At 59.9% G+C, this 25,137-nt stretch carries 25 protein-coding genes; 15 read left to right on the plus strand and 10 right to left on the minus strand.

Features of this window, described 5'->3' with window-relative positions; genetic code table 11:
- Nucleotide 1 precedes the first annotated feature (1 nt).
- On the plus strand, nt 2-1,102 hold the full coding sequence (locus QCD60_RS12250) for a bestrophin family protein (protein ID WP_279785619.1): 1,101 nt from the start codon (nt 2-4) through the stop codon (nt 1,100-1,102).
- Between the two features lie 96 nt (nt 1,103-1,198).
- Here QCD60_RS12250 and QCD60_RS12255 read toward each other — a convergent pair whose 3' ends face one another.
- The 3 genes from QCD60_RS12255 to QCD60_RS12265 form a co-directional block, all read right to left on the minus strand.
- A complete protein-coding gene (locus QCD60_RS12255; RefSeq protein WP_279785620.1) occupies nt 1,199-1,456 on the minus strand; it encodes a hypothetical protein in 258 nt (85 codons plus the stop codon).
- A gap of 63 nt (nt 1,457-1,519) precedes the next feature.
- Nucleotides 1,520-2,131 carry a glutathione S-transferase gene (locus QCD60_RS12260; RefSeq protein WP_279785622.1) on the minus strand — a complete coding sequence of 204 codons (612 nt, stop codon included), beginning with the start codon at nt 2,129-2,131 and terminating at the stop codon, nt 1,520-1,522.
- Between the two features lie 92 nt (nt 2,132-2,223).
- Nucleotides 2,224-2,508, minus strand: coding sequence for a hypothetical protein (locus QCD60_RS12265; RefSeq protein WP_104154757.1), 285 nt, complete (start codon nt 2,506-2,508; stop codon nt 2,224-2,226).
- A 259-nt stretch (nt 2,509-2,767) separates the two neighbouring features.
- Here QCD60_RS12265 and QCD60_RS12270 point away from each other — a divergent pair, with 259 nt between their 5' ends.
- The 6 genes from QCD60_RS12270 to QCD60_RS12295 all read left to right on the plus strand — a co-directional run bounded on the left by QCD60_RS12270 (nt 2,768) and on the right by QCD60_RS12295 (nt 11,613).
- Nucleotides 2,768-3,682 (plus strand): LysR substrate-binding domain-containing protein, encoded by a 915-nt coding sequence (locus QCD60_RS12270; protein WP_279785625.1) that lies wholly within the window; start codon nt 2,768-2,770, stop codon nt 3,680-3,682.
- Nucleotides 3,683-3,748: 66 nt separating this feature from the next.
- Nucleotides 3,749-6,709 (plus strand): hypothetical protein, encoded by a 2,961-nt coding sequence (locus tag QCD60_RS12275; protein ID WP_279785627.1) that lies wholly within the window; start codon nt 3,749-3,751, stop codon nt 6,707-6,709.
- Nucleotides 6,706-9,726 carry a hypothetical protein gene (locus QCD60_RS12280; RefSeq protein ID WP_279785629.1) on the plus strand — a complete coding sequence of 1,007 codons (3,021 nt, stop codon included), beginning with the start codon at nt 6,706-6,708 and terminating at the stop codon, nt 9,724-9,726. The genes QCD60_RS12275 and QCD60_RS12280 overlap by 4 nt, the downstream gene beginning before the upstream one ends.
- 103 nt (nt 9,727-9,829) lie before the next feature.
- Entirely contained in the window at nt 9,830-10,360 is a 531-nt protein-coding gene (locus tag QCD60_RS12285) for an NAD(P)H-dependent oxidoreductase (RefSeq protein WP_279785631.1), read from the plus strand.
- 114 nt (nt 10,361-10,474) lie between these two features.
- Nucleotides 10,475-10,984, plus strand: a complete 510-nt coding sequence (locus QCD60_RS12290; protein ID WP_279785633.1) for a GNAT family N-acetyltransferase — start codon at nt 10,475-10,477, stop codon at nt 10,982-10,984.
- 71 nt (nt 10,985-11,055) lie between these two features.
- A complete protein-coding gene (locus QCD60_RS12295; RefSeq protein ID WP_279785635.1) occupies nt 11,056-11,613 on the plus strand; it encodes an RNA 2'-phosphotransferase in 558 nt (185 codons plus the stop codon).
- Here QCD60_RS12295 and modC read toward each other — a convergent pair.
- From modC to QCD60_RS12315, 4 genes are read right to left on the minus strand one after another with little or no spacing between them, the layout of a single operon-like run.
- Nucleotides 11,591-12,652 (minus strand): molybdenum ABC transporter ATP-binding protein, encoded by a 1,062-nt coding sequence (gene modC, locus QCD60_RS12300; RefSeq protein ID WP_279785637.1) that lies wholly within the window; start codon nt 12,650-12,652, stop codon nt 11,591-11,593. The genes QCD60_RS12295 and modC overlap by 23 nt on opposite strands.
- Nucleotides 12,649-13,341: a molybdate ABC transporter permease subunit gene (gene modB, locus QCD60_RS12305; protein ID WP_279785639.1), complete on the minus strand. Its 693-nt coding sequence runs from the start codon at nt 13,339-13,341 to the stop codon at nt 12,649-12,651. The genes modC and modB overlap by 4 nt, the downstream gene beginning before the upstream one ends.
- Before the next feature lie 25 nt (nt 13,342-13,366).
- On the minus strand, nt 13,367-14,110 hold the full coding sequence (gene modA, locus QCD60_RS12310; protein WP_279785641.1) for a molybdate ABC transporter substrate-binding protein: 744 nt from the start codon (nt 14,108-14,110) through the stop codon (nt 13,367-13,369).
- Nucleotides 14,111-14,144: 34 nt separating this feature from the next.
- On the minus strand, nt 14,145-14,951 hold the full coding sequence (locus QCD60_RS12315; protein ID WP_279785643.1) for a TOBE domain-containing protein: 807 nt from the start codon (nt 14,949-14,951) through the stop codon (nt 14,145-14,147).
- Nucleotides 14,952-15,225: 274 nt separating this feature from the next.
- Here QCD60_RS12315 and siaA point away from each other — a divergent pair, with 274 nt between their 5' ends.
- From siaA to QCD60_RS12350, 7 genes are all read left to right on the plus strand, one after another.
- The gene (gene siaA / locus QCD60_RS12320; protein ID WP_279785645.1) at nt 15,226-17,211 is read left to right on the plus strand and encodes a biofilm regulation protein phosphatase SiaA; all 1,986 of its coding nucleotides are present in this window, start codon (nt 15,226-15,228) and stop codon (nt 17,209-17,211) included.
- 21 nt (nt 17,212-17,232) lie between these two features.
- Nucleotides 17,233-17,796: a biofilm regulation protein kinase SiaB gene (gene siaB / locus QCD60_RS12325; RefSeq protein WP_279785648.1), complete on the plus strand. Its 564-nt coding sequence runs from the start codon at nt 17,233-17,235 to the stop codon at nt 17,794-17,796.
- A 103-nt stretch (nt 17,797-17,899) separates the two neighbouring features.
- On the plus strand, nt 17,900-18,274 hold the full coding sequence (siaC, locus tag QCD60_RS12330; RefSeq protein WP_279785650.1) for a biofilm regulation phosphoprotein SiaC: 375 nt from the start codon (nt 17,900-17,902) through the stop codon (nt 18,272-18,274).
- Complete coding sequence (gene siaD / locus QCD60_RS12335) at nt 18,274-19,059, plus strand: biofilm regulation diguanylate cyclase SiaD (RefSeq protein ID WP_279785652.1); 786 nt, start codon at nt 18,274-18,276, stop codon at nt 19,057-19,059. The genes siaC and siaD overlap by 1 nt, the downstream gene beginning before the upstream one ends.
- Before the next feature lie 78 nt (nt 19,060-19,137).
- Nucleotides 19,138-19,644, plus strand: coding sequence for a hypothetical protein (locus QCD60_RS12340; RefSeq protein ID WP_279785654.1), 507 nt, complete (start codon nt 19,138-19,140; stop codon nt 19,642-19,644).
- A gap of 2 nt (nt 19,645-19,646) precedes the next feature.
- A complete protein-coding gene (locus QCD60_RS12345) occupies nt 19,647-19,985 on the plus strand; it encodes a hypothetical protein (RefSeq protein ID WP_279785656.1) in 339 nt (112 codons plus the stop codon).
- Between the two features lie 199 nt (nt 19,986-20,184).
- Complete coding sequence (locus tag QCD60_RS12350; protein WP_279785658.1) at nt 20,185-21,003, plus strand: hypothetical protein; 819 nt, start codon at nt 20,185-20,187, stop codon at nt 21,001-21,003.
- A 41-nt stretch (nt 21,004-21,044) separates the two neighbouring features.
- On the opposite strand, the gene QCD60_RS12355 is transcribed toward QCD60_RS12350, so the two are convergent.
- The 3 genes from QCD60_RS12355 to QCD60_RS12365 all read right to left on the minus strand — a co-directional run bounded on the left by QCD60_RS12355 (nt 21,045) and on the right by QCD60_RS12365 (nt 24,544).
- Complete coding sequence (locus QCD60_RS12355) at nt 21,045-22,814, minus strand: ABC transporter ATP-binding protein/permease (protein WP_279785660.1); 1,770 nt, start codon at nt 22,812-22,814, stop codon at nt 21,045-21,047.
- 183 nt (nt 22,815-22,997) lie between these two features.
- Complete coding sequence (locus QCD60_RS12360) at nt 22,998-23,876, minus strand: carbon-nitrogen hydrolase family protein (RefSeq protein WP_279785662.1); 879 nt, start codon at nt 23,874-23,876, stop codon at nt 22,998-23,000.
- Complete coding sequence (locus QCD60_RS12365) at nt 23,873-24,544, minus strand: GNAT family N-acetyltransferase (protein WP_279785664.1); 672 nt, start codon at nt 24,542-24,544, stop codon at nt 23,873-23,875. Before QCD60_RS12365 ends, QCD60_RS12360 begins: the two co-directional genes overlap by 4 nt.
- Nucleotides 24,545-24,727: 183 nt before the next feature.
- On the opposite strand from QCD60_RS12365, the gene QCD60_RS12370 reads away from it, so the two are divergent.
- A complete protein-coding gene (locus tag QCD60_RS12370) occupies nt 24,728-25,129 on the plus strand; it encodes a ketosteroid isomerase-related protein (protein ID WP_279785666.1) in 402 nt (133 codons plus the stop codon).
- Nucleotides 25,130-25,137 lie beyond the last annotated feature (8 nt).

A 25,137-nucleotide genomic window follows, 5' to 3' on the forward strand; every position in this document is an offset into this window, starting at 1 on the left:
TATGCGACAGTGGCCACCCAACTGCCAGACAGAACAGGCCGGACTGAGGAAAAATAATGCGCAGCGGTGTTTGCTGCTTGATCGCACTGCAGCAATCTCCGATGATCTGCAGCCGTCCGGCCTTCGCCGGCGGCATCCGGGACGCTGCCCGTTGCGTCCTGACGCTCATCCCGAGTTCAGCATGATTATCCACTCTCAGAAACCCAGCCTTGCCGCCCTGTTGTTCGCCTACAAGGGCACCATCATTTCGCTTATCTGGCCCAGGGTGCTGTTTACCGTACTGCTCAGTTCGCTGGTGGTGCTGACCCACGGTACGCTCTACGACTACAAACTGGTGCTGACCTCCACACCCTTTACCCTGTGGGGGCTGACGCTGGCCATCTTTCTGGGGTTTCGCAATACCGTGGCGTATCAGCGCTTCTGGGAAGCGCGGACGCTGTGGGGAGAAGTGCTGGTGGTGGCGCGCAATCTGACTCGCCAGACCCTGACCCTGCTGCCAGATCTGCCGGCGCTGCAGCAGCAAAGGCTGGCTTACCGGGTAGCGGCTTTCGCCTACGTCATGCGTGATCATCAGCGTGGGCTGGTGCTGGGGGAAGAGGCAGCGGCGCTGCTGCCGGCAGCGGAGCTGAAGGCGTTACAGGCCTGTGATAACCCACCCAATCTGCTGTTGTTGCATATCGGCCAGGCCTTTGTGGCCGCCTTTCGGCAACAGGGGGTAGACAGTATTCTGCTGGCCGGGGTTGAGCAGCAGGTGAACCGTCTGTCTTATGTGCATGGTGGTTGCGAGCGGATCAAATCGACGCCAATTCCGTATCCCTACATTCTGATGCTGCACCGCTTCGTGCATATCTACTGCTTCCTGCTGCCGTTCTGTCTGGTGGATAGCATCGGCTGGCTGACACCGTTCGTGGTCTGTGTGCTGGCCTATACCTTCTTCGGACTGGATGCCCTGGGCGATCAGATTTCCGATCCGTTCGATACCCAGCCCAACGATCTGGCACTGGATGCCATGAGCCGTAATATCGAGATCAATGTGCGCATGCTGCTGGGTGAGCAGGAGCTGCCGCAGGGGATCGAAGCCCGGGACGGGGTATTGCTGTAACAGAAAGCACAATGCCGCCCGAGGGCGGCATTGTCTTTAGAACCTGTTCACCATTGGCACGGCATTTTCAGCGCTGGTCACTCGGTGAGTGTCATCTCAGCAGCAGGAGGCGGACACCTGCTTGACTGCTGCTACAGGCTGCGCCGCAGCGGGTTTGCTGGGTGGCGTGGTGGTGACTACAGTGCTGAGGCTGCTTTCGCCGCTCAGACTGCGAATGCGTCCACCATCACGGTAGACGCCGATATCCTTCAGCAGATGATTATCCAGATGCAGCATCTGCTGATAGGTCACGTCGTCATTGGCGGCACGGGTCAGGCGGCGGCGCAGCGCACGTAATAATCCTGCCAGTAACATAATGGTTTTCTCCGATGTTGTTGCAGCTCTGCAGCGAGCGCTCCTCAGTGAGTGAGCGTGTTGTCAGGCGGCAGGGGTGGCCACAAAGGCCGGTAATTGCTCGGCGTAGTCTGAATAGACCTGCAGGCTGGGATGGGCAGCCTTAGCCAGTACTTCAGGTAATAGCATCTGGTTGAACTGCCAGGCCACGGCGAGGGTAATACCCGCCTGATTCAGGCTGCCGTCGGCTGGCAGGGGATGGCGGCTGACTTCCTGCTCCAGTGCAGTAAAGGCCGCCCGCAGCTGGCCTTCGACCCGTTCCAGCCAGGGCGCATGTTGCTTCTCCGCCGGACGCAGGTTGTGTTCATAGACGATCTGGACGGTCTTTTCACAGCCCGCCAGTGCCAGCCCGATCAGGCGCAACGCCTGAGTGCGTGCCGCTGCTGCCGTGGGCATCAGACTGTGGCCCGGGCGGATGACGTTTTCCAGATAATCGAGGATCAGCTGGGAATCCATCAGCACGGTGCCGTCGTCGGTGACCAGTGTAGGTGCCTTGACGACCGGATTGATGTGCTGGAACTGGTCAAAGGTGCTGAACACCGACACCGGCCGGTGTTCAAAGGGGATGTCGAGTACCCGCAGAGAGATGGCTACGCGGCGTACATAGGGTGAATCAAGCATGCCAATCAGTTGCATCCTGTCCTCCAGAGCAGTCAGGTTGATGTGGTTGCTGACTCAAACCCTAATCCGACGGGGGCTTGAGTCGCTTCAGCGCCTCACGCACCGGTTCAGCTGAACGCGATAGCGGTGCGGTGCCATACCTGATCCAGCAGGTGACGCCAGCCGGAAATTTCCTTGTAGGTGGCCTGGGCTTTCAGCGTCAGCACGCCTTCACCTTCAATGATCAGTTTGCCGGCAGGCAGGCTGTGCTGGGTGGCGTTGCTGTCCAGGGTGATGTCTTTGCCGTTCAGGCTCAGCCAGTGTTCGCCGGAGATCAGGCGTACTTCAGTGGCTTCGTGCAGTTCCAGTACCAGAGTTTCTTTGGCGTTGAGTTGCAGGTTCAGGGTGCTCATGGTGTTTTCCTCTTTGCTACACATGCTGTGCAGGGTGTTGAAAAAGGAATCGAGCAAAGGCCAAACCTGGCGTTATCTGCCGAAACAGCAAAGATATTTTCTTTACCGTACCCAATAAGCAGAGACTTTTAACGCTGAATGGCCTGGCTATGTGCTTTTCAACTGCCTGCCAGGGCATGAATTGATGGGTGCTACTATAGTCGTAAGCCGGGAAATAGAATATCGACATTAATTTGCGCTGGATGTTAGTTTTACTTACATGAGCACCTTACCCCCATTACCCGCCCTGCGCAGTTTCGAGGCCGTAGCCCGTTTGGGTAGCGTGACACTGGCTGCAACGGAACTGTTTGTTACACATTCCGCTATCAGCCAGCAATTGCGGTTGCTCGAGGATTTGCTCGGGGTGCCGCTGTTTCATCGCGAGGGCCGTGGCCTGCGTCTGACCGAGGATGGACGCATGTACGCGCTGCAAGTGCGGCAGGCGCTGCGTGAGATAAGCAACGCTACACAGTTGGTGCGAGCACGTCCGCGCGAGGGGGAACTGGTGATTGCCACCCTGCCATCGTTCTGCAGCCAGTGGCTGTTGCCGCGGTTTCCCCGCTTCCAGCAGCGCTATCCGGACTACCGGGTGAGCATTCGCGCCAGTCTGGATATTCAGGATCTGCGGCAGGGTCTGGTGGACATCGGCATTCGTATGGGGCTGGGCGACTGGGAAGGGCTGGAGAAGAAACGCCTGTTCGAAGACAAGATCATTATGGTGGCCGCTCCGCACTACAATCAGGGCAAGTTGCCACGCACTCCGAAGGAGGTGATGGCGGCGCGCCTGATTCGCTCGACCGAGTCCTGGAGCCCCTGGTGTGAAGTGGCGGGGGTGAAGGAGCCGCCGATCAACCGCCCCGGCGGGCTGTGGATCAATGATTCCAACGTCATCATGGAAGCCGTGCGCATGGGGCAGGGCGTGGCGCTGGAGCGCCTGAGTGTGGTCAAGCCGTTTCTGGAGCGCGGCGAGATTGTGCGTCTTACCGATATTGTTGCGCCCTATCGATTTCCCTACTGGCTGGTGTGGCCCGAACGCGAGCTGTCGGCAGGCAAGCAGCACGATTTCATCGAGTGGATGATGGAGGAGGCCCAGCGCTATCAGCAGGAGCTGGACAGCTACATGGCCGCCGTATAGCAGGGCGGAACCGGCCCCGACGAGCAAGCCACCTACAAGGACGCCTGTCCCTGAGGAGCCTGCACTGTGACTTCATCCCTCACTGGCCCCGGTCTTGCCCGCCAACTTTCCCTGCCTGCTGAATCTTCTTCCGTTCATCCCCGGCCTGTTGCCAGTCAGGATGATCTTACCGTCGGCGTTCGCCGCAGCCAGCTCAATACCCGTGTGCATCATCTGCAGCGTGCATTGCAGCAGGAACTGCAACGGCACCGTCGCTATGACCACAGTGTGCGTCAGGACTGGGGGCCAGCGGGCAGTTATGCCGAACAGCGGCGCGCGGATCTTCGTCAGCTCAGGGGCGCGGAGCATATTGCGGCACAGTACGGGCTGAGTGCGGCACGCAAAGACCCGCCGCTTCGGGATATCCTGCATCACCTGCGTATTGACCATGATGTCAGCTCGGATTACCTGCGTGATCAGCCTTCCATGGATTATCGCGAGCTGGGGCAGCAGCTGTACCGCCAGCAGTGCGGTGCCCGTGCCATGCCCGCGCTGATCGTCAACAGCCGCCATGTCGCCAGTCAGCTACTGGAGCATTTTCGCGGCACCAAGGATATTCAGGGCTCACCGGAACAGCATCTCAGGGAACGATTGCAAACGCTGGCACCGGGAGTACTGGCCCTGCAGTTCAAGGCCCGCGGTAGTGTCAGTGCCTGTGAGTCCCTGCTCAATCTGTACGGCGGCCGGCCTTCTGCCCATGCCTTGCTGGCCGCAGTCACCGGTACGCATTCCCGCAGCGTGGAAGACCCCCACATCCACAATGTGACCCTGCTGAATCAGTTCTACAGTGATGACCCCGATGTCTGCACACGGCTGCGCAGTTTGCCTGCGGACCATGCGCTGGCGCCACTGAGCAACACGGCGGCGGCCTTACTGGAGCAGTGGCTGGACGTGGCCGATGACCGCCAGCTGGCAGCGCTGCAGCCGCATAACCCGGTGCTGGCCAATGGCCTTGAGGCGTTGCACCGTATAGCCGACACCCTGCCCAGCCTGAGCCACGACAGCCAGTTGTTCGGTAATGGCTATCAGGTTCTGCTGGAAGAACTGCAGGTCTGCCTCAGTGCCACGCGGCCCTTTACTCAGGATGATTTCCGGCTGGCAGCTGCACCGATGCTGTCCGTCAGTCAGCTGGCACAGACGGTGCCGAAACAGGATATCTATCTGGTCAGTTCGGGTATGGCAGCGCTGACGCTCGGTTTTGAAGTCGCAGACATGCTGACCGGTGAGCGCAACGTGGCCGTGGCCAGCACGGCCCGCCACGGCCAGACGCCGGTGTATTTCGAGGTGGAGACGCTGCGTCGTGAATGGCTGATCGGGCAGGATCACAGCCATGCCCTGTTTGCCACTCTCAATCACTCTATGCCGGGCGCGGCTGGCTCCGAACACTGGGGAGTGGACGCGGTGATCGAGGCCACCGCGCAGCGTCTGCAGCAGGCCCGCACCACCGACCCGGCGCTGGTACTGCTGCTCGATGCCACGCTGGAGCAGCGTAACGACATGGCGCAGCTGGTACAGCACTTTGCCACACCCCTGCAGACGGGCCAGCTGCGCATGGTGGTGTGCAAGAGTTATCAGAAATTCGCCGGACTGGGCAGCGCCAAAGTGATGGCGGGTGCCATTGGTCTGATCGGCAGGGAAGACGCGGCCCATGTGCAGGCCCGCAACCACCTGCAGCGGGTGGAACAGGAGCTGGACTGGATGGGGCACAACGACGGCCAGCTGCTGGTGCATCTGCTGGGCTGTCGTGAACAGGAGTTTGCCCTGCTGGAGCGGGCCTGCGACAGCACCGCCTACGTCGCCCGGCACCTGCTGCAACCTGCATCCGGCAGGGAGCAGGAATATCGCTATGCACCGCAGCTGCCCTTTGTCGCGGTCGATATTCAGGCATCATCACCGCCTCTGACGCTCAATCTGGCCGAAGGCAGCCGTACCCTGAATCTGCTCCGTGACAGCCAGTTCAGCGAACACCTGTTGCCGGTACGTGACAGTTTTGCCTTTATCCACAGTAGTCGTACCCAGATACCGACGGGAGATGGTGGCGCCATGCAGCGGCTGGCACTGGGGCAGGAAAGTAAGGCCGAGCTGACCGAGCGGCTGTTTATGCCCGGTCTGTTGTTACAGCAACCGCAGGGGGCGGGATGGGACTGCGGCAAAGCCTGTCGTCTGGTACAGCTGCTCGCCAGTGATGGCATGCGCAGTGTGCAGGTACCTGCCCATATCCAGCCAACGCTGTATCAGAAACTGTATATCAGCGGCAGGCTGGAACAGGCGCCGGTCAGCGATCTTCAGCGGCTGCAGCAGGCACCCGAACCTTTGCGCCAGCATCAGCAGGGCGAACGGGAGCGGCCCATGACCCTGAACAAGATCGTCTCGGTGGTGAGTCATCTGGGTGAACAGATCATGCGTTATACCCGGCCGGAAAACTGGCGGTACGGGGCTGACCGGCAGCTGCTTGATGCGATGCTCGACGGGCTGATGCATTCCGGGATGCCGGGCATCTCCCATTCCGGGCGGCAGCTGGTCATGGAGCTGCAGGCGTTTCTCTGCCGTGCCGATATGCACAGCGACGATACACCGCAACAGCAACGCGGGCTGCGGGTACTGACGGACAGCTGCGCGCGCCTGCCGGGGCTGCCACGCCAGCCGGACTATCTGCTGGCGATTCCTGAGCAGGTCTTCAGCGCCGCCGGCGCCACCCAGCAAGACCGCACGCTGGCCGCACTGTTTGAACCACTCGATGGCAGCCGCCGCCTGAGCCTGATCAGCCAGATGCTGGAACAGGGCGATCTGGCCAAGGCGGACGCCTGCATCAGCCGCTTTGAGCATCTGCTCGACAGACAGCTGCCAGCCGCGGCTGAAGCACTGCGTCCACAACAGGCTGCTGAGCACAGCGAACAGCATCTTTATGCGCAGTTGCAGAGTCAGTGGCTCAGGCTGACGCTGGGGCAACTGATTCTCACTGGTCTGACTGCGGAGCAGGAATCATGACACTACCGCCGGTATTGCTACGGCAGACATCGCTGCCCCAGACGACTGCTGCTGTGGAGCCCACCACTTCACACCAGACAAAGGATGACAGCACCCCGACGCGGCTGCATCTGGATGGCAGGGTCGGGCGCCTGAAGCGGGCGCTGGAACAGGAAGTGGAGCGTCATGGTCACTATGATCAGGCACTCAGTCTGGAGTGGAGTGAGGGCGCGAGCATCGCCAAACGTCGCCGCCTGAATCTGGAAAAGGTACCGGGGGCGGAGCAGATGGCAGCCCAGTATGGCCTGAGCTTTGCCAGCAAGGAGCCAGCGCCGCCGGGCAGTCTGCCACAACTGACGCTGGACCATGCAGGCAACGCCCAGTATCTGCGCAGCCACTTGCCGGATGAGCTGAAAGCCCAGTGCCAGCAGGCTTTTCAGGCCCGTTATGGCCAGCCGGCGCCCACGGCGGTGTATGTCAACGGCCCTCATACCGCTCTGGCGGTGTTGCAGGGCATTGGCGAAGCCAGCCTGAAGCAGGCGCCAGTGGCTTATCTCAAGCAGCATCTGCTACCCATTCATCCCGGGTTATTTGCCCTGCGCCTGCGGGCCGCGGATATGACGGTGGCTGAACAGCTGAGCGGTACCTATGGTGCTGTGCCGTCGGCTTATACCGTGGTGGCTGCGGCCGCTGGCCCGGCCCGTGCGGTTGTGGCTGACCCCAGAGTGGATAACCAGCAGCAGCTGCAGCAGTTGCGCGACAGCGGTGTCTGCCAGCGGTTGCAGCAACTCCCTGCCGGTCACAGTCTGGCGGCGCTGGGTAAGGCCGCCGCTGCCCAGATTGAAGCGCTGTGTAGCGTGGTCGACGAACGCCAGTTAGCTGTCACTCATCGCCATAATCCGGTGCTGGCCGACGGGCTGCGCCATCTGCAGCGTACCGCCGACAGTCTGCCCAGCCTCAGCCATGACAGCCTGCTATTTGGTAATGGTTATGATCTGCTGCAGGAAGAACTGCAGGTCTGCCTCAGTGCCCTGCAACCCTATACGCTGGATGACTTCAAACAGGCCGCCCGGCCGCTACTGGGTGATACCGCGCTGCCTGCCGGTGTGGTCGCTGAAGTGCACCTGGTCGGTTCAGGGATGCAGGCGATCGCCACCAGTCTCCGGCTGGTGGAAAAAATGACCGGTACCCATGCTATTGAAGAAGCCGCTTCTGAACAGTCGGGCCTCACGCCGGTGTATTTCGAGGCGGAAACCCTGCCGCTCGACATGAATATGGAGATGGACGAGGGCCATGCCCTGCTGGCGACACTCAATCATTCCCTGCCTCCTGCGGCGGGTGAACAGCACTGGGGCGTAGACAGCGTGATTGACGCCGTGCGCGGGCGGCTGGCGGCGAACAGCGCAGCCGGTGAAACCACACCGCTGGTCCTGATTCTGGACAGCACTGTGGAGCGACGCGGTGATATGGATAAGCTGGTGGGGCAGATGAGCGACGCACTGGCGGATGGCCGCCTGCGAATGCTGGTGTGCAAAAGCTTTCAGAAGTTCGCCAACCTCTGCAGTGGCAAGGCCATGGCCGGTGCGATCGGTCTGATCAGCTGTGATGATACGCTGGGGCGTCAGACCCGGGGCTATCTGCGTCAGGTGGAGCAGGGCATGCAACGCATGACCAGCAACGACAGCCAGCTGCTGGTCAATATGCTGCATTGTCGCGACAGCGAGTTTGCGCTGCTCGAGCGGGCCACCGGTAATGCCCGTTTTGTGGCGCAAACCCTGCTGCGCCCCGGGCGTGGACAGGAAGAGCTGCTGCAGCATGATGCCAGCCTGCCTTTTGTGGTGGTTTCCGGTGACCGGCCGGCGCTGACCCTGCAGCTGGGTACGGCCGCCACGGCGGAAATCCGGTTGCCCTGCAAGGACTACTTCAGCCAGGAACTGCTGCCGCAGCGTTCCAGCTTTGCTTTCAGTCATACCAGCATGGGCGTTATTCCCGGTGATGATGAGGCCGGGGAGGCGGATCGTTATCGTTTTTCCCTTGGTCAGGAAAGCCATGCCGAGCTGGCGGAGCGCTTTTTCATGCCGGGTCTGCTGTTACAGAAAGCCTCTACCAGCTGGAGCTATCAGCATACCCATCAGCTGGTACAGCAACTGACCGATATGGCGGTCAGTATGGCCAGCGGCCGGGGGAGTGCGGCTGGCCGTCAGCCATCTACTGCCATACCGCTGCTGCAGAAGCTGCTGCTCTGCGCGCGGCTGGAGCGGCCGCCGGTGGAGGATCAGGCACGTCTGCAGGACGCGCCCGGTGTATTGCGCCAACAGCAGCAACAGGACCGGCCCCGGCCATTCTTCCTGAATAAGATCGTCTCTGCCGTTAACTTTATGGGCGAGGCCATGCTGCGCCACAGCCGGCCGGAAGACTGGCAGAACCCCGGGCCTGCCCGGCAGGCGGTAGATCATTTGTTAGCCAGTCTGCTGCAGTCGGGCATGCCCGGCGTATCCCGTGCCGGACGGGCCCGGGTGGTCGAACAGCAGGCATTCCTCTGTCAGGCAGATATGGCCAGCAATGATACCGAACAGCAACAGCGTGGCCTGCGCACACTGGCCGCCAGTTGTGCCCGCATCCCCGCGCTGCCCGGTCGCAGCGCTTATCTGGTCAGTATTCCCGATGCTGTTTTTGCTCAGGCCAGCCGTACCGATCAGGGCCGGGTGCTGGATGCCCTGCTGACCCCGCTGGATGCGGCCAGCCAGCTGGCGGCGGTAGACAAGCTGCTGCAGGGCCAGCAGTGGCAGCTGGCCAGTGCCTGTCTGGAGCAGCTTGAACGACGATCATCGGCACCGATGGCCAGTACGACCAGCACAGCGGACAGCAGCCCTGCGGCCACGCGGGCCACTGCGCTGCGCTCGCGGTTACAGGAGCAGCTGTTACAGCAGCGCCTGCAGTCGCAACCTGCTGTCACTGCGCAGCCCGCTGCCGCCGACGTCCAGAGTGCGGCGGCGGCCAGCCCGACGGCAACCGCAGCCCGCCCTGAACGGGCCTGAAACGGCAGATCGTCAGCGTGATTCCGCACGCCTGCCGGCAGGCTGTTAGACTGCCGGGATGGGGGAGGCCGACCACGGCTCCCGCTGAGCAAGGATCACACGGATGTCTGGTATTCGCTTACTCGCCCTGTCCGGCAGCCTGCGCCGCCAGTCTTACAATACCGCCGTGCTGACCACCCTGGCGGAGCTGGCCCCGTCCACAGTCAGGGTGGATTTCCCCGGCCTCGGGCAACTGCCGCTGTTCAATCCTGATGAAGAGGGCCTGCACCCTCAGGTAGTAGCGCTGGAGGCGCAGATTGCCGCTGCTGACGGCCTGCTGATTGCCAGCCCTGAATACGCCCACGGCATCAGCGGAGTGCTGAAAAACGCCCTCGACTGGCTGGTCGGCGGTGCCGGCTTTGTCGATAAACCCATCGCTCTGTTTAACACCTCTCCCCGAGCCAGCCATGCGCAGGCGGCGTTGCGCGACGTGCTGACCACTATGTCCGGGCAGATCGTTGAGCGTGCCTGCGTCACCCTGCCGCTGCTCGGCACCCAGGCTGATCCCGTCGTTATCTGCGCTCAGCCGGACTGGGCGCAGGCGTTGCGCAGCTCGCTGCGGGAAATGGTGCTGGTGATTAATTCCCGTCGATAACACGTGCTGCCTGGCGCAAGGTACGGCAATGTGCTGGATGTCACCGGACAGGGATATTGGTAAGGATGCTGCAAGTATTTCTGGCTAACCCCAACGACCAAGGGAGCACTCACCATGCAGATTCAACGCTTAGGCCCGCAGTGGGCAGAGGCATACCGCAGTCTGATGCTGCACGCCTACGGTGCTCACCCCGATGCCTTCACTTCGACCGTCGCCGAGCGCAGCCGCCTGCCGTTGTCCTGGTGGCAGTTACGGCTGGATGACCGTGCCGATGCGCAGGAGCAGGTCTGGGGTGCGGTGGAGGGCAGTGAGCTGCTGGGCGTGGCGGGGGTGAGCTTCAATCCGCGGCAGAAGGTGGCGCACAAGGCGCACTTGTTTGGAATGTATGTGCATCCACAACGGCGCCAGCAGGGGGCAGGCAAGCTGCTGGTCGAGGCCATTCTGGCGGCGGCACGCCAGCATCCGGGGGTATTGCTGGTGCAGCTGACGGTCACCGAAGGCAATCACGCCGCGGAAAAGCTCTATCAGCGCTGCGGCTTCAAGGCCTTCGGCGTGGAGCCCTTTGCCGTCTCCAATGGCAACGGCTTTGTCAGCAAGGTGCATATGTGGTGTGAGGTGGGATGAGCTGAGTAAGAGAGGCGGCAGCAGCGACAACAATCATGGAACTTCAAGTCACTATGGAAGGATTACCAGTAATGGATAAACAGATAACGGCAATATCGAAATACTTCAGCTATGTGCTGCGGCACCAGCCTGATGCCATCGGGCTACAGCTGGACGAGCAGGGTTGGGCCGTAATCGACGAGCTGATAGCTAAAACAAAAGAGTATCCACTCACGGCAGAAATCGTCAGGCTGGTGGTGGAGACCAATGACAAACAGCGCTTTGGCCTCAGTGCTGATGGTATGCGGATTCGGGCGAATCAGGGGCATTCGATCGAGGTAGATCTTGCCCTGCCTGTGCTCACGCCTCCAGCGGTTCTCTATCACGGCACTGCTGAACGATTTCTTCCGTCCATTCTGGCTACGGGGTTACACAAGCAGCAGCGCCATCATGTTCATTTGACGGAGTCGGTCATCGTTGCGAAAGCAGTCGGAGGGCGCTATGGCAAACCGGTGGTGTTGCAGGTGAATAGCGCAGCCATGCATGCCGCGGGCATCCCGTTCTATTGCTCTGCCAATAAGGTCTGGCTGGTAGAGCACGTTGCAACTGAATACCTGCATCTGGATGCTACACCAGCGCAACCCCTTTGATCTGCGCGTACACCTGCTGGCCCGGTTGCAGTGCCAGCTGCCAGGCGGATAGCTGGGTGATGCGTGCCAGTAGCTGCTGATGGCCCAGATTGAGACGTACCAGCGCGTAAGTCTGGCCATTGTTGTGCAGGGCATCGATCTGACAGGGCAGGATGTTAAGAATGCTGCTGTCGCGCGGGCGCTCCAGCGTCAGGCTGACATCTCGGGCAAGAATCTGTACCCGCACCGGGCTGCCGTTGCGATGCTGCAATTGTGGCAGGAACAGGTCGATATCATCACAGCGCACCCGGCTCAGGCCAAAACCGGCTTCCTGCTCGGTGACGACTCCCTGCAGCAGGGATTCGGCATCGTGACGCTGGCTCAGAGGCAGGTCGAGACGGGTCAGCAACTGAGCGGGAACGCCACTGGCGAGCACCCTGCCTTGTTGTAGCAGAAGCAGATGGCTGGCCAGTCTGGCGACTTCATGGGGGGCATGGGTGACGTACAGGCAGGGCAGCCGGAACTCATCGACCACCTGCTGCAGATAGCCCATCAGTTGCTCCTTGGCTTCATGATCCAGTGCCGCCAGCGGCTCATCGCAGAGCAGCAGCCGCGGGCTGGTCAGCAGTGCTCGCGCCAGTGCGACGCGCTGCCGTTCACCGCCAGACAGATGGGCTGGCTGGCGTGCTAACAGGTGGCCGATGCCCGTCGCTTCGACCGCCGCCTCCAGCGCTATGCGCCGCTCTTCAACGGCAATGCGCCGATAGCCATAGCGCAGATTGCCCGCCACGCTGAGATGGGGGAATAGCCCCGCTTCCTGAAACACATAGCCAATCGGCCGCTGCCAGCTCGGCATACACTGGTTCTGATCCTGCCAGCACTGGCCGCCCAGACTGAACTGGCCGTAATCGGCCTGCTGCAGCCCGGCGATACAGCGCAGCAGGGTCGTTTTGCCGCAACCGGACGGGCCGAACAGTGCACTGATACCGGTGGCAGGCAGTTCAAAGCGGGCATCCAGCTGAAAATCGCCCAGACGGTGCTGATAGTGGCCACTGATCATGTCGGATGGCGCTCATGGCCGGGGCTGAGCTGGCGGTTCAGCCGGTACAGCAGCCACAGCACGACAAAGGAAAACACCAGCATCAGTGCTGAAATCAGGTGCGCCGAGGCGTAATCCAGACTTTCCATGTAGTCGTAGATGGCAACCGACACCACCTTGGTCTGGCCGGGAATATTACCGCCAATCATCAGCACCACGCCGAATTCGCCCAGCGTGTGGGCAAAGCCCAGCACAGCCGCGGTGATCAGCCCCGGTCGTGCCAGTGGCAGGGCGACGGTAAAGAAGGCGTCCAGCGGTGAGGCACGCAGGCTGTAGGCCACTTCCATGGGCCGCTGACCCATGGCGGTGAAGGCGTTCTGAATGGGCTGGACGACAAAGGGCATGGAATAGAGGGTGGAGGCGACCACCAGTCCGGTGAAACTGAACGGCAGCAGCCCCAGCCCCAGTGCCTGCGTCAGCTGACCGACCGGGCCGTGCGGGCCGAGCAGCAGCAACAGGTAGAACCCCAGCACCGTGGGCGGCAGCACCAGTGGCAGCGCCACCAGTGCCTCAATTACCGGTTTGATACGCCAGCGCGTACGCGACAGCCACCATGCCAGTGGGGTGCCGATCAGCAACAGCAGCAGGGTGGTGATCGAGGCCAGTTCCAGCGTCAGCCAGATCGGTTGCCAGTTGAGGGTAGCCAGCATGGCGTCAGTGCTTTCCGTCCGCTACTCAGTTCAGCTCGTAACCTGCGGCACGGATGATGGCTTTGGCCTCATCACTCTTCAGGTAATCGATAAAGTCTTTAGCCGCCTGATTGTCAGCGCCATGACTGAGTAGCACCGCGTCCTGCAGGATGGGCTGATAGTCGCTGGCGGGAATGGCGAGGTAGTGGCCAGCCTGTTTGCCGTCTTTCACCTGTGACAGGGCGACGAAGCCCATGTCGGCATTGCCGGTGGCGATAAACTGGTAGGTCTGGCTGATGTTGTCACCCTGTACCAGTCGTGGCTGCAGATTGTCCCACAGGTGCAGGTGTTGCAGGGTCTGCTGGGCGGCCAGTCCATAGGGCGCGGTTTTGGGGTTGCCGATGGCCAGATGGGCATAGTCGGCCTGCAGCGCGGTGGCCAGATCATCACTGCTGAAAGGTTGCAGGCTCCACAATGCCAGCTGCCCCTGGGCATAGGTGAACTGACTGCCCCTGACGGCCAGCCCGTCCTGCTCGGCTTTGGCCGGGCGTTCGTTATCGGCGGCGAGGAAGACGTCGAACGGCGCGCCGTTACTGATCTGGGTGTAGAGCTTGCCGGTGGAGCCGTAGCTCACGTCCAGCTGGTGCTGGCCGCGGGCCTCAAACTTCTGTTCCAGTGTCTGCATGACGCCAGTGAAGTTGGCGGCCACAGCGATATTGGCCTGATCGGCATGGGCTGCGGCGGCAAAGGTCGTCAGTGTCAGTAGCAGGGTAGAGACGGCGCGGTTCATGGCAGAGAGCTTCCTTGAAAAGCTGAAGGGAATGTTACAGGCCGGTGGCCAGCAGAATATGGGACGGGTTGATCCACGCCTGCACCCGGCTGCCGGGAACCAGTTCCAGCTGCGGCAGGGCGGACAGCGGGATGATTGCGGTCAGGCTGCGACCTCCGTCGAGGCTCAGACTGACTTCGGCATTGACGGCGCCGGGCAGCAGCTGGCTGACCTCGCCGTGCAGGCAGTTTTGCGCACTGCTGCGTATCGCATCGTCACCGGCCACCAGCGTGACCCAGCTGGCCTTGATCAGCGCCACCACTTCACTGCCTGCCTGCAGAGCCATGGCTTCGGCACTGGCACGGGTGATCTGAACGCAGAGGCGATCAGCCCCACCGATATCGAGCAGCAGGTCAGAATTGACGGCGCCGTGCTGTATCGACACGACCGTGCCCAGCAGCTGGTTACGGGCACTGGTGCGCATGGTCATCATCCTCAGGCTGTGACGGAGTTGTTCAGGATTACCGAGCAGGCCGCTGGTATCAGCCAGTAGCTGATCGTAGGCCTGCTGCAGGCGGTCAAGGCTGTGCAGCATCTGTCTGCCGTGCTCGGTCAGACGGGTGCCGCCGCCCTGTTTGCCACCGGTACTGCGCAGTACCAGCGGTTGTGGCGATAAGTTGTTGATGGTGTCGACCCAGTCCCAGGCAGTCTTGTAACTGATACCGACCGCCCTGGCCGCCGCATTGATCGAACCGCACTGGTCAATGGCATGCAGCAACTGCAGGCGTTGTGCTTCGACAATACCTTGCTGACCATCGTGCAGCTGCAACCGGGCCTGTACCTGCAGGGAGGAGTCGGACATCGTTATTACCTTGGTTATATAACGCTGCCGTTTTTACCATGATGTGTCGTATTCAACAAGCCGTGATCAGCGTGACGGGGAGGCTGCTGCGGAGTAAATGGCAAAACCGGCAGCTGAGCAGCAGGCTGCCGGGCGCATAGGAAGGCGTCTTTGCGGATCAGGTCAAGAACTCGTCAATGTATACGAAAGTTAACCAATTAGCCGCGGAAAGCCCCTTGAAACAGTAGGGCTGCCCCCCTTTAATGGACGATGTCTGTTTAAGAGAGATGTCTAAATGGCGTTGTGGGGATTGAGGGGGAAGTCATTGCTTGCCCTCGGTGCATCCTGTCTGTTGGCGCTGGTGCTGGCGGTGGTGATTGGCTGGCAGCTGCTGCAGCAGGCTCAGGCCTACTTTGGACAGGCCTATGCGCGTAACTTCACCGAACTCAATGCCCAGCGCATACTGACCCCGGTTACCCGTGAGCTGGCCTTGTCTCAGCGGTTCGCTGAATCCATTGTCACCCGCGAGTGGTTAGAGGACGAGCAGAACGCGGACAAGAGGGCCCGCTTCATGAAAGAGGCAGAAGGCTATCGCCATGCCTTTATCGACCGTTCCTACTTTATGATTTCAAATCTCAGCCATCACTATTATTTCGACGACGACCAGTCGTCTTACAGTGATCAGCCGCGCTATACCCTGTCGGCCACAGCGCCCGATGACAGCTGGTTCTTTACCTCCATGGCCAATACCGACCAGTTCAATATCAACGTCAACTATGATGCCAAGCTGAACACTACCAAGGTCTGGTTCAATGTAGTGGTCAAAGACAACGGCCAGCGGCTCGGTCTGGCGGGCACCGGTTTTGAACTCAGCCAGTTCCTTAAGGATTTCGTCCAGCAGCAGGAAAGCGGCGTGGTGCCGATGATCATCAATGAGCAGGGCGCGATTCAGGCTCACCCTGATTCCAGCCTGATTGCACTGGACTCGGTATCGGCCAGAAACAGTGAAGGCAAAACCCTGTTTGCCTTGCTGCAGGATGACGAGGCCCGCAAGACCGCGCGGCGGATCATGCAGCAGGCCCGGGAACATGAGGGCCAGGTGCAGCTGGACTGGGTGAGAATGGACAAACACAAACAGCTGCTGGCGATGACCTACTCGCCGCTGTTGCAGTGGTACATCGTCACCGCGGTGGATGTCGGTCAGGCCCGCATTCTCGATACCTCCTGGCTGGTACCGGCGGTGGTCGCCATGGTGCTGCTGCTGGCCCTGCTGCTGGTGGTGTTCGGCTTTGCGGTGGAGCGGCTGGTGCTGTCGCCCCTGCGTCGTCTGCAGATGTCGGCACGGGCGATTGCGAACGGCTCCTACGAGGTGAACCTGCCGCTGGACAGCAAGGATGAGATTGGTGACCTCAGCCGTACCTTCGGGGTGATGGCTGACAAGGTCCGCAGCCATACCGCTGAGCTGGAGTCCAAGGTGCAGGAACGTACGGCTGCGCTGGAGCAGGCCAACCGCGAGATGGCCGAGATCAACCGCAAGATCGGTGCGTCCATCGATTATGCCAGCCTGATTCAGCGGGCCATCCTGCCGGACCGCCAGCTGGTGCAGTCACTGGGTGACCGGCACACCGTGCTGTGGCGGCCGCGTGATGTGGTCGGTGGTGATTTTTATGTGTTCTATGCCGATGGCGACAACTGTCTGCTTGGCGTCATTGACTGTGCCGGCCACGGCGTCCCCGGGGCGCTGATGACCATGCTGATGCGCGCCGCAGTCGATTATGCCGTCAATGAAGTGGGTCTGGCAGACCCGGCAGGAGTGCTGACCCGCACCGATGCAGCGATGCGCTCGATGCTGGCCGGTGCCGACTTCGCTGACGCCATTGCCACCAATGCCGATGTGGGTCTGGTTTACATCGACCGGGCCACCGACCGGGTGCGCTTTGCCGGTGCCAAGATCTCCCTGTACGCCAGCAATGGCGAGGACGTGCAGGAAATTCGCGGTGCCCGTCGGGCGCTGGGTGACAAACGGGTGGGTGAGTACAGCAATACCGATCTGCCGCTGGCAGGCTGGACCTTCTACATGACCACCGACGGTTTCCTCGATCAGGCCGGTGGCGACAAGCACTATGGCTTTGGCAACAGACGCTTCACCGCCCTGCTGCAGGCCCATGCCAGTTTGCCGCTGGGCCAGCAGGGAGAAGCGTTTATACAGGCACTGGAGTCTTACCAGGGAGACCTGCCGCAGCGGGATGACATCACTGTGCTGTCATTCCGCTTTGACTGACCGCTAACACAGGAGGCATCGATGCTTGCTCCGGACCTCTATGGGCTGCGTGAACGGTTTGACCGTGAACGGATCATGCTCTGCTTCAACGGCCCGATTTCGCGCAGCCTGATAGAAGAAATTGGTAATGCGCTGAAGAACTATCTGGCCGCTGAGCAGGTCAAACCAGCTGCCGCCATGGACGTATTTGCCGTCTATATTGAGCTGACGCAAAATATCCGCCACTACGCCGTGCACAATGGATCACCTGACTCTGATACCGCGACGGTAGTGATCAGCCGTGTCGATGCCCCGACCGACGATGCCGTGACGGACGGCCACTATGTGGTGTCGGCCGGTAACATGGTGCGGCAGGCCGATGGTGAGGCGCTGATCGGACGGATTGAGGCGCTGGCAGCGATGGATAAAGTGGCGCTGAAGGTTGCCTACAAAGAGCAGCTGCGTAAGCCCCGCGATATGCAGGCCACCACCGGTGCCGGGCTGGGCCTGATTGATATGGCACGTAAATCGTCAGCACCGATGTCTGCCAGCCTCAAACCGCTGAACGACGGCTGGGCTTTTTTCAGTATCCGGGTGCAGATTTGACGGTGTGCGCCGATAGCGGCAGCCACACCCGGAAGTGATCTCCTCTTGATGCCGTAGTAAGTGGCAGGGGATCGACACACGAATGACGTATGAGTAAGTAACGATGAGCGATCTGACTATACCTGGTAGTCAATCCACACCGAGCATCCATGCCAGCTGGAATGATGGAGTGCTGGCGATGCAGGGCGATTCCTATCCTGAGAACTCCTTCGAGATGTTTGGTCAGGTGATCAGCTGGGTGGAACAGTTTCTGACGGAAACTGACCGGCCACTGCGGCTGGAGCTGGAGTTGCTGTATCTCAATACCAGCAGCATCAAGGCCATGATGGACATTTTTGATCTGCTGGAGGACGCCCATGGTCGCAGCCGTGACGTCGTTACCCGCTGGTATTATGACGAAGACAATGAACGGGTCGCGGAACTGGCCGAAGAATTCAAGGAAGATTGCACCTTTCCCTTTGAAATCGTAGGCCGTTAATGAAAGTCGATCCAGGTGCCCTGGAAAAACGCATCCAGATGCTGCTGGATGACAAGCAGTATCAGGGCCACCCCCTGCGCGAGGCGCTGGCACAATTGTGGAGTATGAATCAGGAGCAGTGGGCGCGGGTGGAGCGCATCACCCAGCTGTCCGACTCCTATCAGGCGATGATGATGCGGCGCGAGCACAGTCTCAGCGCCCGTTTTGACAAACAGCTGCGCCAGCTGGAGAAGATCACCCGTATTTCCGATCGCTATCAGCGCATGCTGCGTGATATGAATCTGGCCCTTGAAGAAGCCTCCTTCCTTGATCCTCTCACTGATCTTCCCAATCGCCGTATGCTGATGCGTCGTCTGGAAGACGAAGTCGAGAACAGCAACAAAAGCCAGCATGGATTTGCTGTAGCGATGCTGGATGTCGATTACTTCAAACAGGTCAACGACAGTTATGGCCATCAGGTCGGTGACGAAGTGCTGATGCGTCTGGGGCAGATGATGCAGCAGCAGGTGGATGAGCTGGGTGTCTGTGGCCGATGGGGCGGAGAAGAGTTTCTGCTGCTGGTCGCCGGACAGGATGAGTCACGCTGCCTGCAGCTGTTTGGCCAGCTGCAGCGTCATATCAGTGGTGCCAGTATTGATATCGCTGGTATCAGTCTGTCGGTCACCGTCAGTCTGGGCGTCAGTGTCTTCCGCCCGGGCGAGCCGCTGGATGCGGTGCTGAATCGCGCCGATAATGCCCTCTACGAAGCCAAACAGACCGGCCGAAACCGCATGCTGAGGGCCTGATTCGGCGTTGTGCAGAATGTGAGCATTGTGTATGGTCTGGTCCCGGTGTGATTCGACAGTCGAATACAGGGAAAGGCTATGTCAATACGCATATGGAAACAGGGGGCGCTAGCCGCAGTGCTCACCTCCGCTCTGCTGGGATGCGCACAAACCCGGCCCATGCCAGCGCATGAAATGGTTATTCGTGTAGGGCAGCTGCCATTCAGCGTAGATACTTCGACCTATAATGAGATCGCCAGTACCGATTTCATTCTTCTGAAAAAAGGCCAAGGCTATATAAGCCTGCAGCAGAGTTCATTAGCAGAAGAGTCTGCAAGTTACGGTATGCCGCCAGAAGAGTTATTTCAGCAACTCTATGGCGATATGCCTCCCGCCAATGAAGATATCCTCAACGCAAAAAGCATGCTGATAAATGGCTCGGTGATGCAGAAAAATATTTCTAATCAGAAGTATTTGGCCTTCTTGTTTAAGGATAGGCGTAGTACAGAGCGTGTCTTCTTTATGCCGCGCAATCAGACAGCGTTGATGTATGTACTGCAAGTGAAAGGTGAGCCCGCGCAGCCACTGTTTGAAAAGGGAATTTAACCATGTCTGTTATATCGCAAGAAGATGAAAAGCACGCCCGCGCTGTGTTGAGCGCATTTTATGGCGATAGCTTCAATAGCCGGGGCAGAGTCAATGAACGGGTTATTGAGCTATTGGCCGAGATAATTGAAGAAGCGTCGCAGTGTACAAAGCAAATTGATCTGGTGCCAAAGCCGGTGGGGCCGGTAGGCGCTAAACCGGGTATTTCGTGGGCATTAAAGCAGGTTGCTAAACTTGGCAAGCAGTTGGTGCGTACTCCTTCCTTGAAAATCTCACTTATCTGCAAGAAACATATTGCGTTGGTGTACAGAACAGATATGGAACTCGCCTTTTCATATTGAGTCGCTCGCTGTTCAAAGAGGCCCAACAGAGGCCTCTTTGCTTTCCTGCCTGATGTTTTTCCTCTATCCGCAATCCAACACTGGCTGACCGGCCGCAACCGCATGCTGAGGGCCTGATTCGCCGTTGCTGAAACGCTGAACTACACTCATTGGGCTTGGCCTGATCAGTCTGAATGATGTCGTTCATGGGGACGCAGCAATGGGCAATACCCTGAGTTTGCAGGATTATCTCGGCACCTCGCTGCCGGGCGTGGTAGCAGCGTATCTTGACCCCAGTGGTGGCGATGCCATTACCGAGCCCTGGATTGCTTTGTGCGGTGTTGAGCTGCACAGCGACAACAGCCTGACGCTGGTGTTCAGCGAGCCTCACGCGTTACAGGTCGATCAGCGTCTGACGGTGCATCTGGACGACCGTACCGGGGTGGCGGAGTATGATGCTGACCTTGGCGTGCACCGGACCTCTTACAAGGGGCTGGTGGAGCATGTCGGCAAGCGGCGGGTGATTGTCACCCCGATTGATTATGAGTTGTGGTACAGCGGCCGAATTGTCAGCCGCTACCGTGCCCTGGGCTATGAGCATCCGCACGACACCCGCGCGGAGCAGCCGTTACCGCTGACTCCCCTGACCGCCGTACCCTTTCCCGATGTGCGCGAAACCGATAACAAGATCGGCGTGATGATTACCCGTGCGCCTTCACAGCCCCACACGACGGTGATGGCGTTCCTGTCCTGCGAAGATGATCATCTGTTCTGCGTGACCTACCCTCACAGTTTCAAGGCACAGTTGCTGCGCCGTGATCATCACTGTCAGTTCGTCATTGATCGTCGTCACCGGCTGCAGGATCTGGCCGCCATTAGTACCGAAGCCCAGCTGTGCTCGTTGCTGGCCCATCAGGTGCCGCACGATCATCCGCTGTTTGCGCCGCTGCGCGATGCCTTTATTGCCAAGAGCCCGTGGGAGGAGAGTTTCTTTCGCCACCCGCAGGTCGAGCTGTATCACCTGCTGCCGCAGGCCTGACGTTACCGGGCCGGATGCCCGGTAACGTCAGGACGATGTGATCAGGCCCTGAGTTCCTGCTGTGCTATAGCCTGCAGCTGACCTTCCACCAGCAGCCATTCCTGCTGGTGGAACGCCCGCAGCGTAGTGCGATGCGCGATGCTGACCAGGGTCGTGTTGGGCAGCTGCTCACGCAGTATCTGGTACAGCTGCTGTTCAGTGGCAATATCCAGTGCTGACGTCGCCTCATCAAGGAATAGCCACTGCGGTTTTTTCAGCAGGGCACGGGCAATGGCTACTCGTTGCTGTTCGCCCGGAGACAGTGACTGCGCCCAGTGGCGGCTCTCATCCAGCATCCCGATAAACGGCTCCAGCTTGCACTGCTGCAGCACCTGTTGATAACGCGGATCATCAAAGTCTTCCGCGGCCTGTGGATAGGCCAGCGCCTGCCTCAGGGTACCGATGGGCAGATAGGGCAGTTGCGGCAGGAACATGACGCTTTCCGGGCGCTGAACCTGACCCGTCCACCACGGCCAGATGCCAGCCAGCATACGGAGCAGCACGCTTTTGCCACTGCCTGAGGGGGCATTGATCAGAGTATGCTGGCCCGGTTCCAGGGTCAGGCTGACAATGTTCAGCAGTACCTGTTCATTGGGCAGACGCAGTTGGGTATCGCGAATGCTGATGCCTCCCCCTTGCTGCAGCTGGGTACGATTCGAGTGCTGATGCAGGGCATCGATACTGTCCAGACGGTCATTGAAGGTGGTCAGTCGGTCCACTACCGAGCGCCATCTTGCCAGTGCGCTGTAAGAATCCACCAGCCAGCTGAGGGCGCCCTGAACCTGACCAAAGGCACTGCTGATCTGCATCAGTCCGCCGAGCTGAATGGCACCGCCAAAATAGCGTGGCGCCGCCACCACCAGGGGGAAAATAATCGCAATCTGGCCGTAGCCGGAGGTGAACGCAGTCAGATTCTTCTGCACTCGCATGATCGACCAGACGTTACTCCATACGGCATGGAAGCGCTGTTTGAGGTTACGCTGTTCCTGCTCTTCACCCTGATACAGCGCGATACGCTCACTGTTTTCGCGGACACGGACCATGGCAAAGCGCATATCCGCTTCATAACGCTGCTGGTCAAAGTTCAGGGTAATCAGCCTGCGGCCAATAAGGTGGGTCAGCCAGCTGCCGGCGATGGCATACAGCAGGGCAACCCACACCATATAACCGGGAATGCTGACAGCGTGACCCGCCACGGTGAAGGACAGAGGACCGGACAGGCCCCAGAGAATAAAGACAAAGCTGAACAGGCTGACAATGTTACTCAGCAGACCCAGGCTGATATTCAGGGTGCTGCGGGTAAAGTTGTCTATATCCTCGGAAATACGCTGGTCGGGGTTATCGGTGCTGTCGCCGCTGACTTCCATCAGATAATAGGCACGGCCGTGCAGCCAGCGCTCAAAGTAGACGCTGGTCAGCCAGCGTCGCCAGCGGATCAGCAACATACTGGACAGGTAGTAGTTGGCTACCGCCACCACAATATTAATACCCGCTACCGGGCAGAATCGGCCAATTTGCAGCCAGAAGCCCGGTGCGTCCTTGTTCTGCAGGGTGTTGTAGAAGTCGTTGTACCACTGGTTGAACCAGACCGAGAGATAGACGCCACCCAGCGACAGGGCAATGATCACCAGTAACAGGCCCCAGGCCTGCCACTTCTCTTCCGATTGCCAGTAGGGCTTGGTCAGGGCCCAGTTTTTTCCAAGAAAACTGCGATAGTGACCGGTTCGTAGCGGGTCGTTGGCTGCTCCGGCAGCAGAGGAAGTGGCGGTCATAGACATCCTGTGAGTAATGATGACGACGGTCTGCCAGTGGCGGAACCCCTGAGCGGGTAGCGCTCGTGGCAGCACGGCAGGCGCTGATGTTCTCTGTTGGAGAGGCGACTGGCAACAGAGTTCCTGAGGGGGAGACGGCAAATTGCCTCGAAAGGTTTCAGTGCCGCACAAAATGGCCTGTCGTTAGTCGCCCGGATGCAGAAATTGTTCCGGCCAGTCACGGCGGGTCATGACCTGACCCTCACTGCGCACCTTGCGCAGTGCCTCCAGGTCCAGATCAACCAGCAGCCATTCACTGTTGGGCGGGTTGAGCTGACTGCTGAGGGCGATGACACCATCGGCAGGCAGGCCGTAATCGGGCGGCACAAACAGTCCGGCACGGCCCCGGTTTTCGTCCACCGCCGGTGACCAGTCAGCAAAGCCCACGGTCGGTGATTGCAGCACGGCGATCTGGTTTTCCAGAGCCCGGGCCTGACAGCCAATGCGCACCCGATGATAGCCTGCTTCGGTATCGGTGCAGCTCGGCGCGAGGATCAGATCGGCACCCTGTTCCGCCAGACCGCGCGCCAGCATCGGGAATTCATTGTCGTAACAGATCAGAATGCCAATACGGCCAAGGCCGGTTTCAAATACCTGCAGACCACCGCTACCGGCTGCAATGTGCCATTGCTCCCGCTCAAAACGGGTCATGATCAGCTTGTCCTGAGTGCCGACCAGACCTTCCGGGCCGAACAGCCAGCTGCGGTTGCGATAGCAGCCATCGGCATCGCGCACTGGTGCTGAACCGGGCACCAGATACACACCATGCTGGCGTGCCAGTGATTTGCACAGGCTCAGCCAGCGTGGAATCAGCGTCTGCATGGCGGCGATGGAGGCATGCAGGTCACTGCGCACGGCGGCAGGCAGCTGGCCGGTCAGCACCATTCCCGCGTACTCCGGCAACAGCAACAGCTGTGCACCCTGCTCGACCGCCTCTTCCACCAGCTGCTGCAGATGCTCGGCGTAGTCGTCCCACTGTTCATAAAGTTCAATGTCGTATTGGCAGGCGGCCAGACGGATCATCGCTGTAACTCCTTGAGCCAGAAGGACATGGGTTTCGGGGATTCGTGCGCCTCATCGATATCACGCCAGACGTATTCGGTGGTCAGGGTCGGATAGGCGCGGTAGCCACGATGCTGCCAGAAAGCATCCAGTGGCTGATAGTCAGCCGGGCGGTGCGGGTGGTCATCTGCTCGCTGTACGGCGCAGAACGCACACCAGCGGAAACGGCCAAGACGGCGGGCATAGGCTTCGCGCTCTGCAAAGAAGCGTACGCCCAGCCCCTGACCGCGGTAAGCCGGCAGCAGCACTGATTCGCCGAAATAGAAGATCTGCTCCGATGGCCAGCCCTGCAGGTCAAAGGGGCGGCGAAACTCGACGGTCTCATCGCTCATGGGCAGCCCGGTAGCGACTCCCACTACCTGCGGCTGGCCCTGCTGGTCGCGGTGTATGGCCAGGACGAACAGGCTGTCAGCACTGTTGGCATAGGTGGCGATATAGTCGGCCTCGTAGGCCAGATCGCCATCGTAGAGATAGGGAAAGGCGCGGAACACCTCGATACGCAGACGCACCAGATCATCGATATAAGGCTGAATGGCGTGGCCGTTGAGGCTGATAATCTCCACGCCGACAGGGTCAGGCGGGAGGTGGGGGGAGCTGAAGGAAGCAGGTCCGGCAGCGTCCTGAGACATGGTTGGGTCCTCACTGGCCGGCTCCGAACTGACGTCAGAGATCAACGGCACGTCGCTTACAGGGTGTCTTGATCAGGGGAAAACTAGCAGAATGTCTGCCAGAGTGCGATGCCCGGGGCGAACTGCAGTGCGATCAGAACGGCATCGGGCGCTATCCTTCCCTTCCTCAACAGGAGTTTCTCCATGACCGCAGTGGAACTGATCCAGTCTTACTACGCCGCTTTCAATGCTGCCGATATGGAGGCCTTTCTGGCGCTGCTGGATGATGAAGTGGTGCACGACATCAATCAGGGCCAGCGGCAGGTCGGCAAGGTCGCCTTTGCCGACTTCATGATGCATATGAACCGCTGTTACCGCGAACAGCTGACAGACATCGTGGTGATGGCCTCTGCTGATGGCCAGCGTGCTGCCGCCGAGTTTGTGGTGCATGGCGAGTATCTGGCCAGTGATGAAGGTCTGCCTGCCGCCAGTGGCCAGCGCTACGTCTTGCCTGCCGGCGCCTTCTTTGAGATTCGTGCTAATAAGGTGGCAAGAGTGACAAACTACTATAATCTCAACGACTGGACGGCTCAGGTCGGCGGCTGAGTCGCGTG

Source organism: Pokkaliibacter sp. MBI-7, from assembly GCF_029846635.1.
Taxonomy (GTDB): domain Bacteria; phylum Pseudomonadota; class Gammaproteobacteria; order Pseudomonadales; family Balneatricaceae; genus Pokkaliibacter.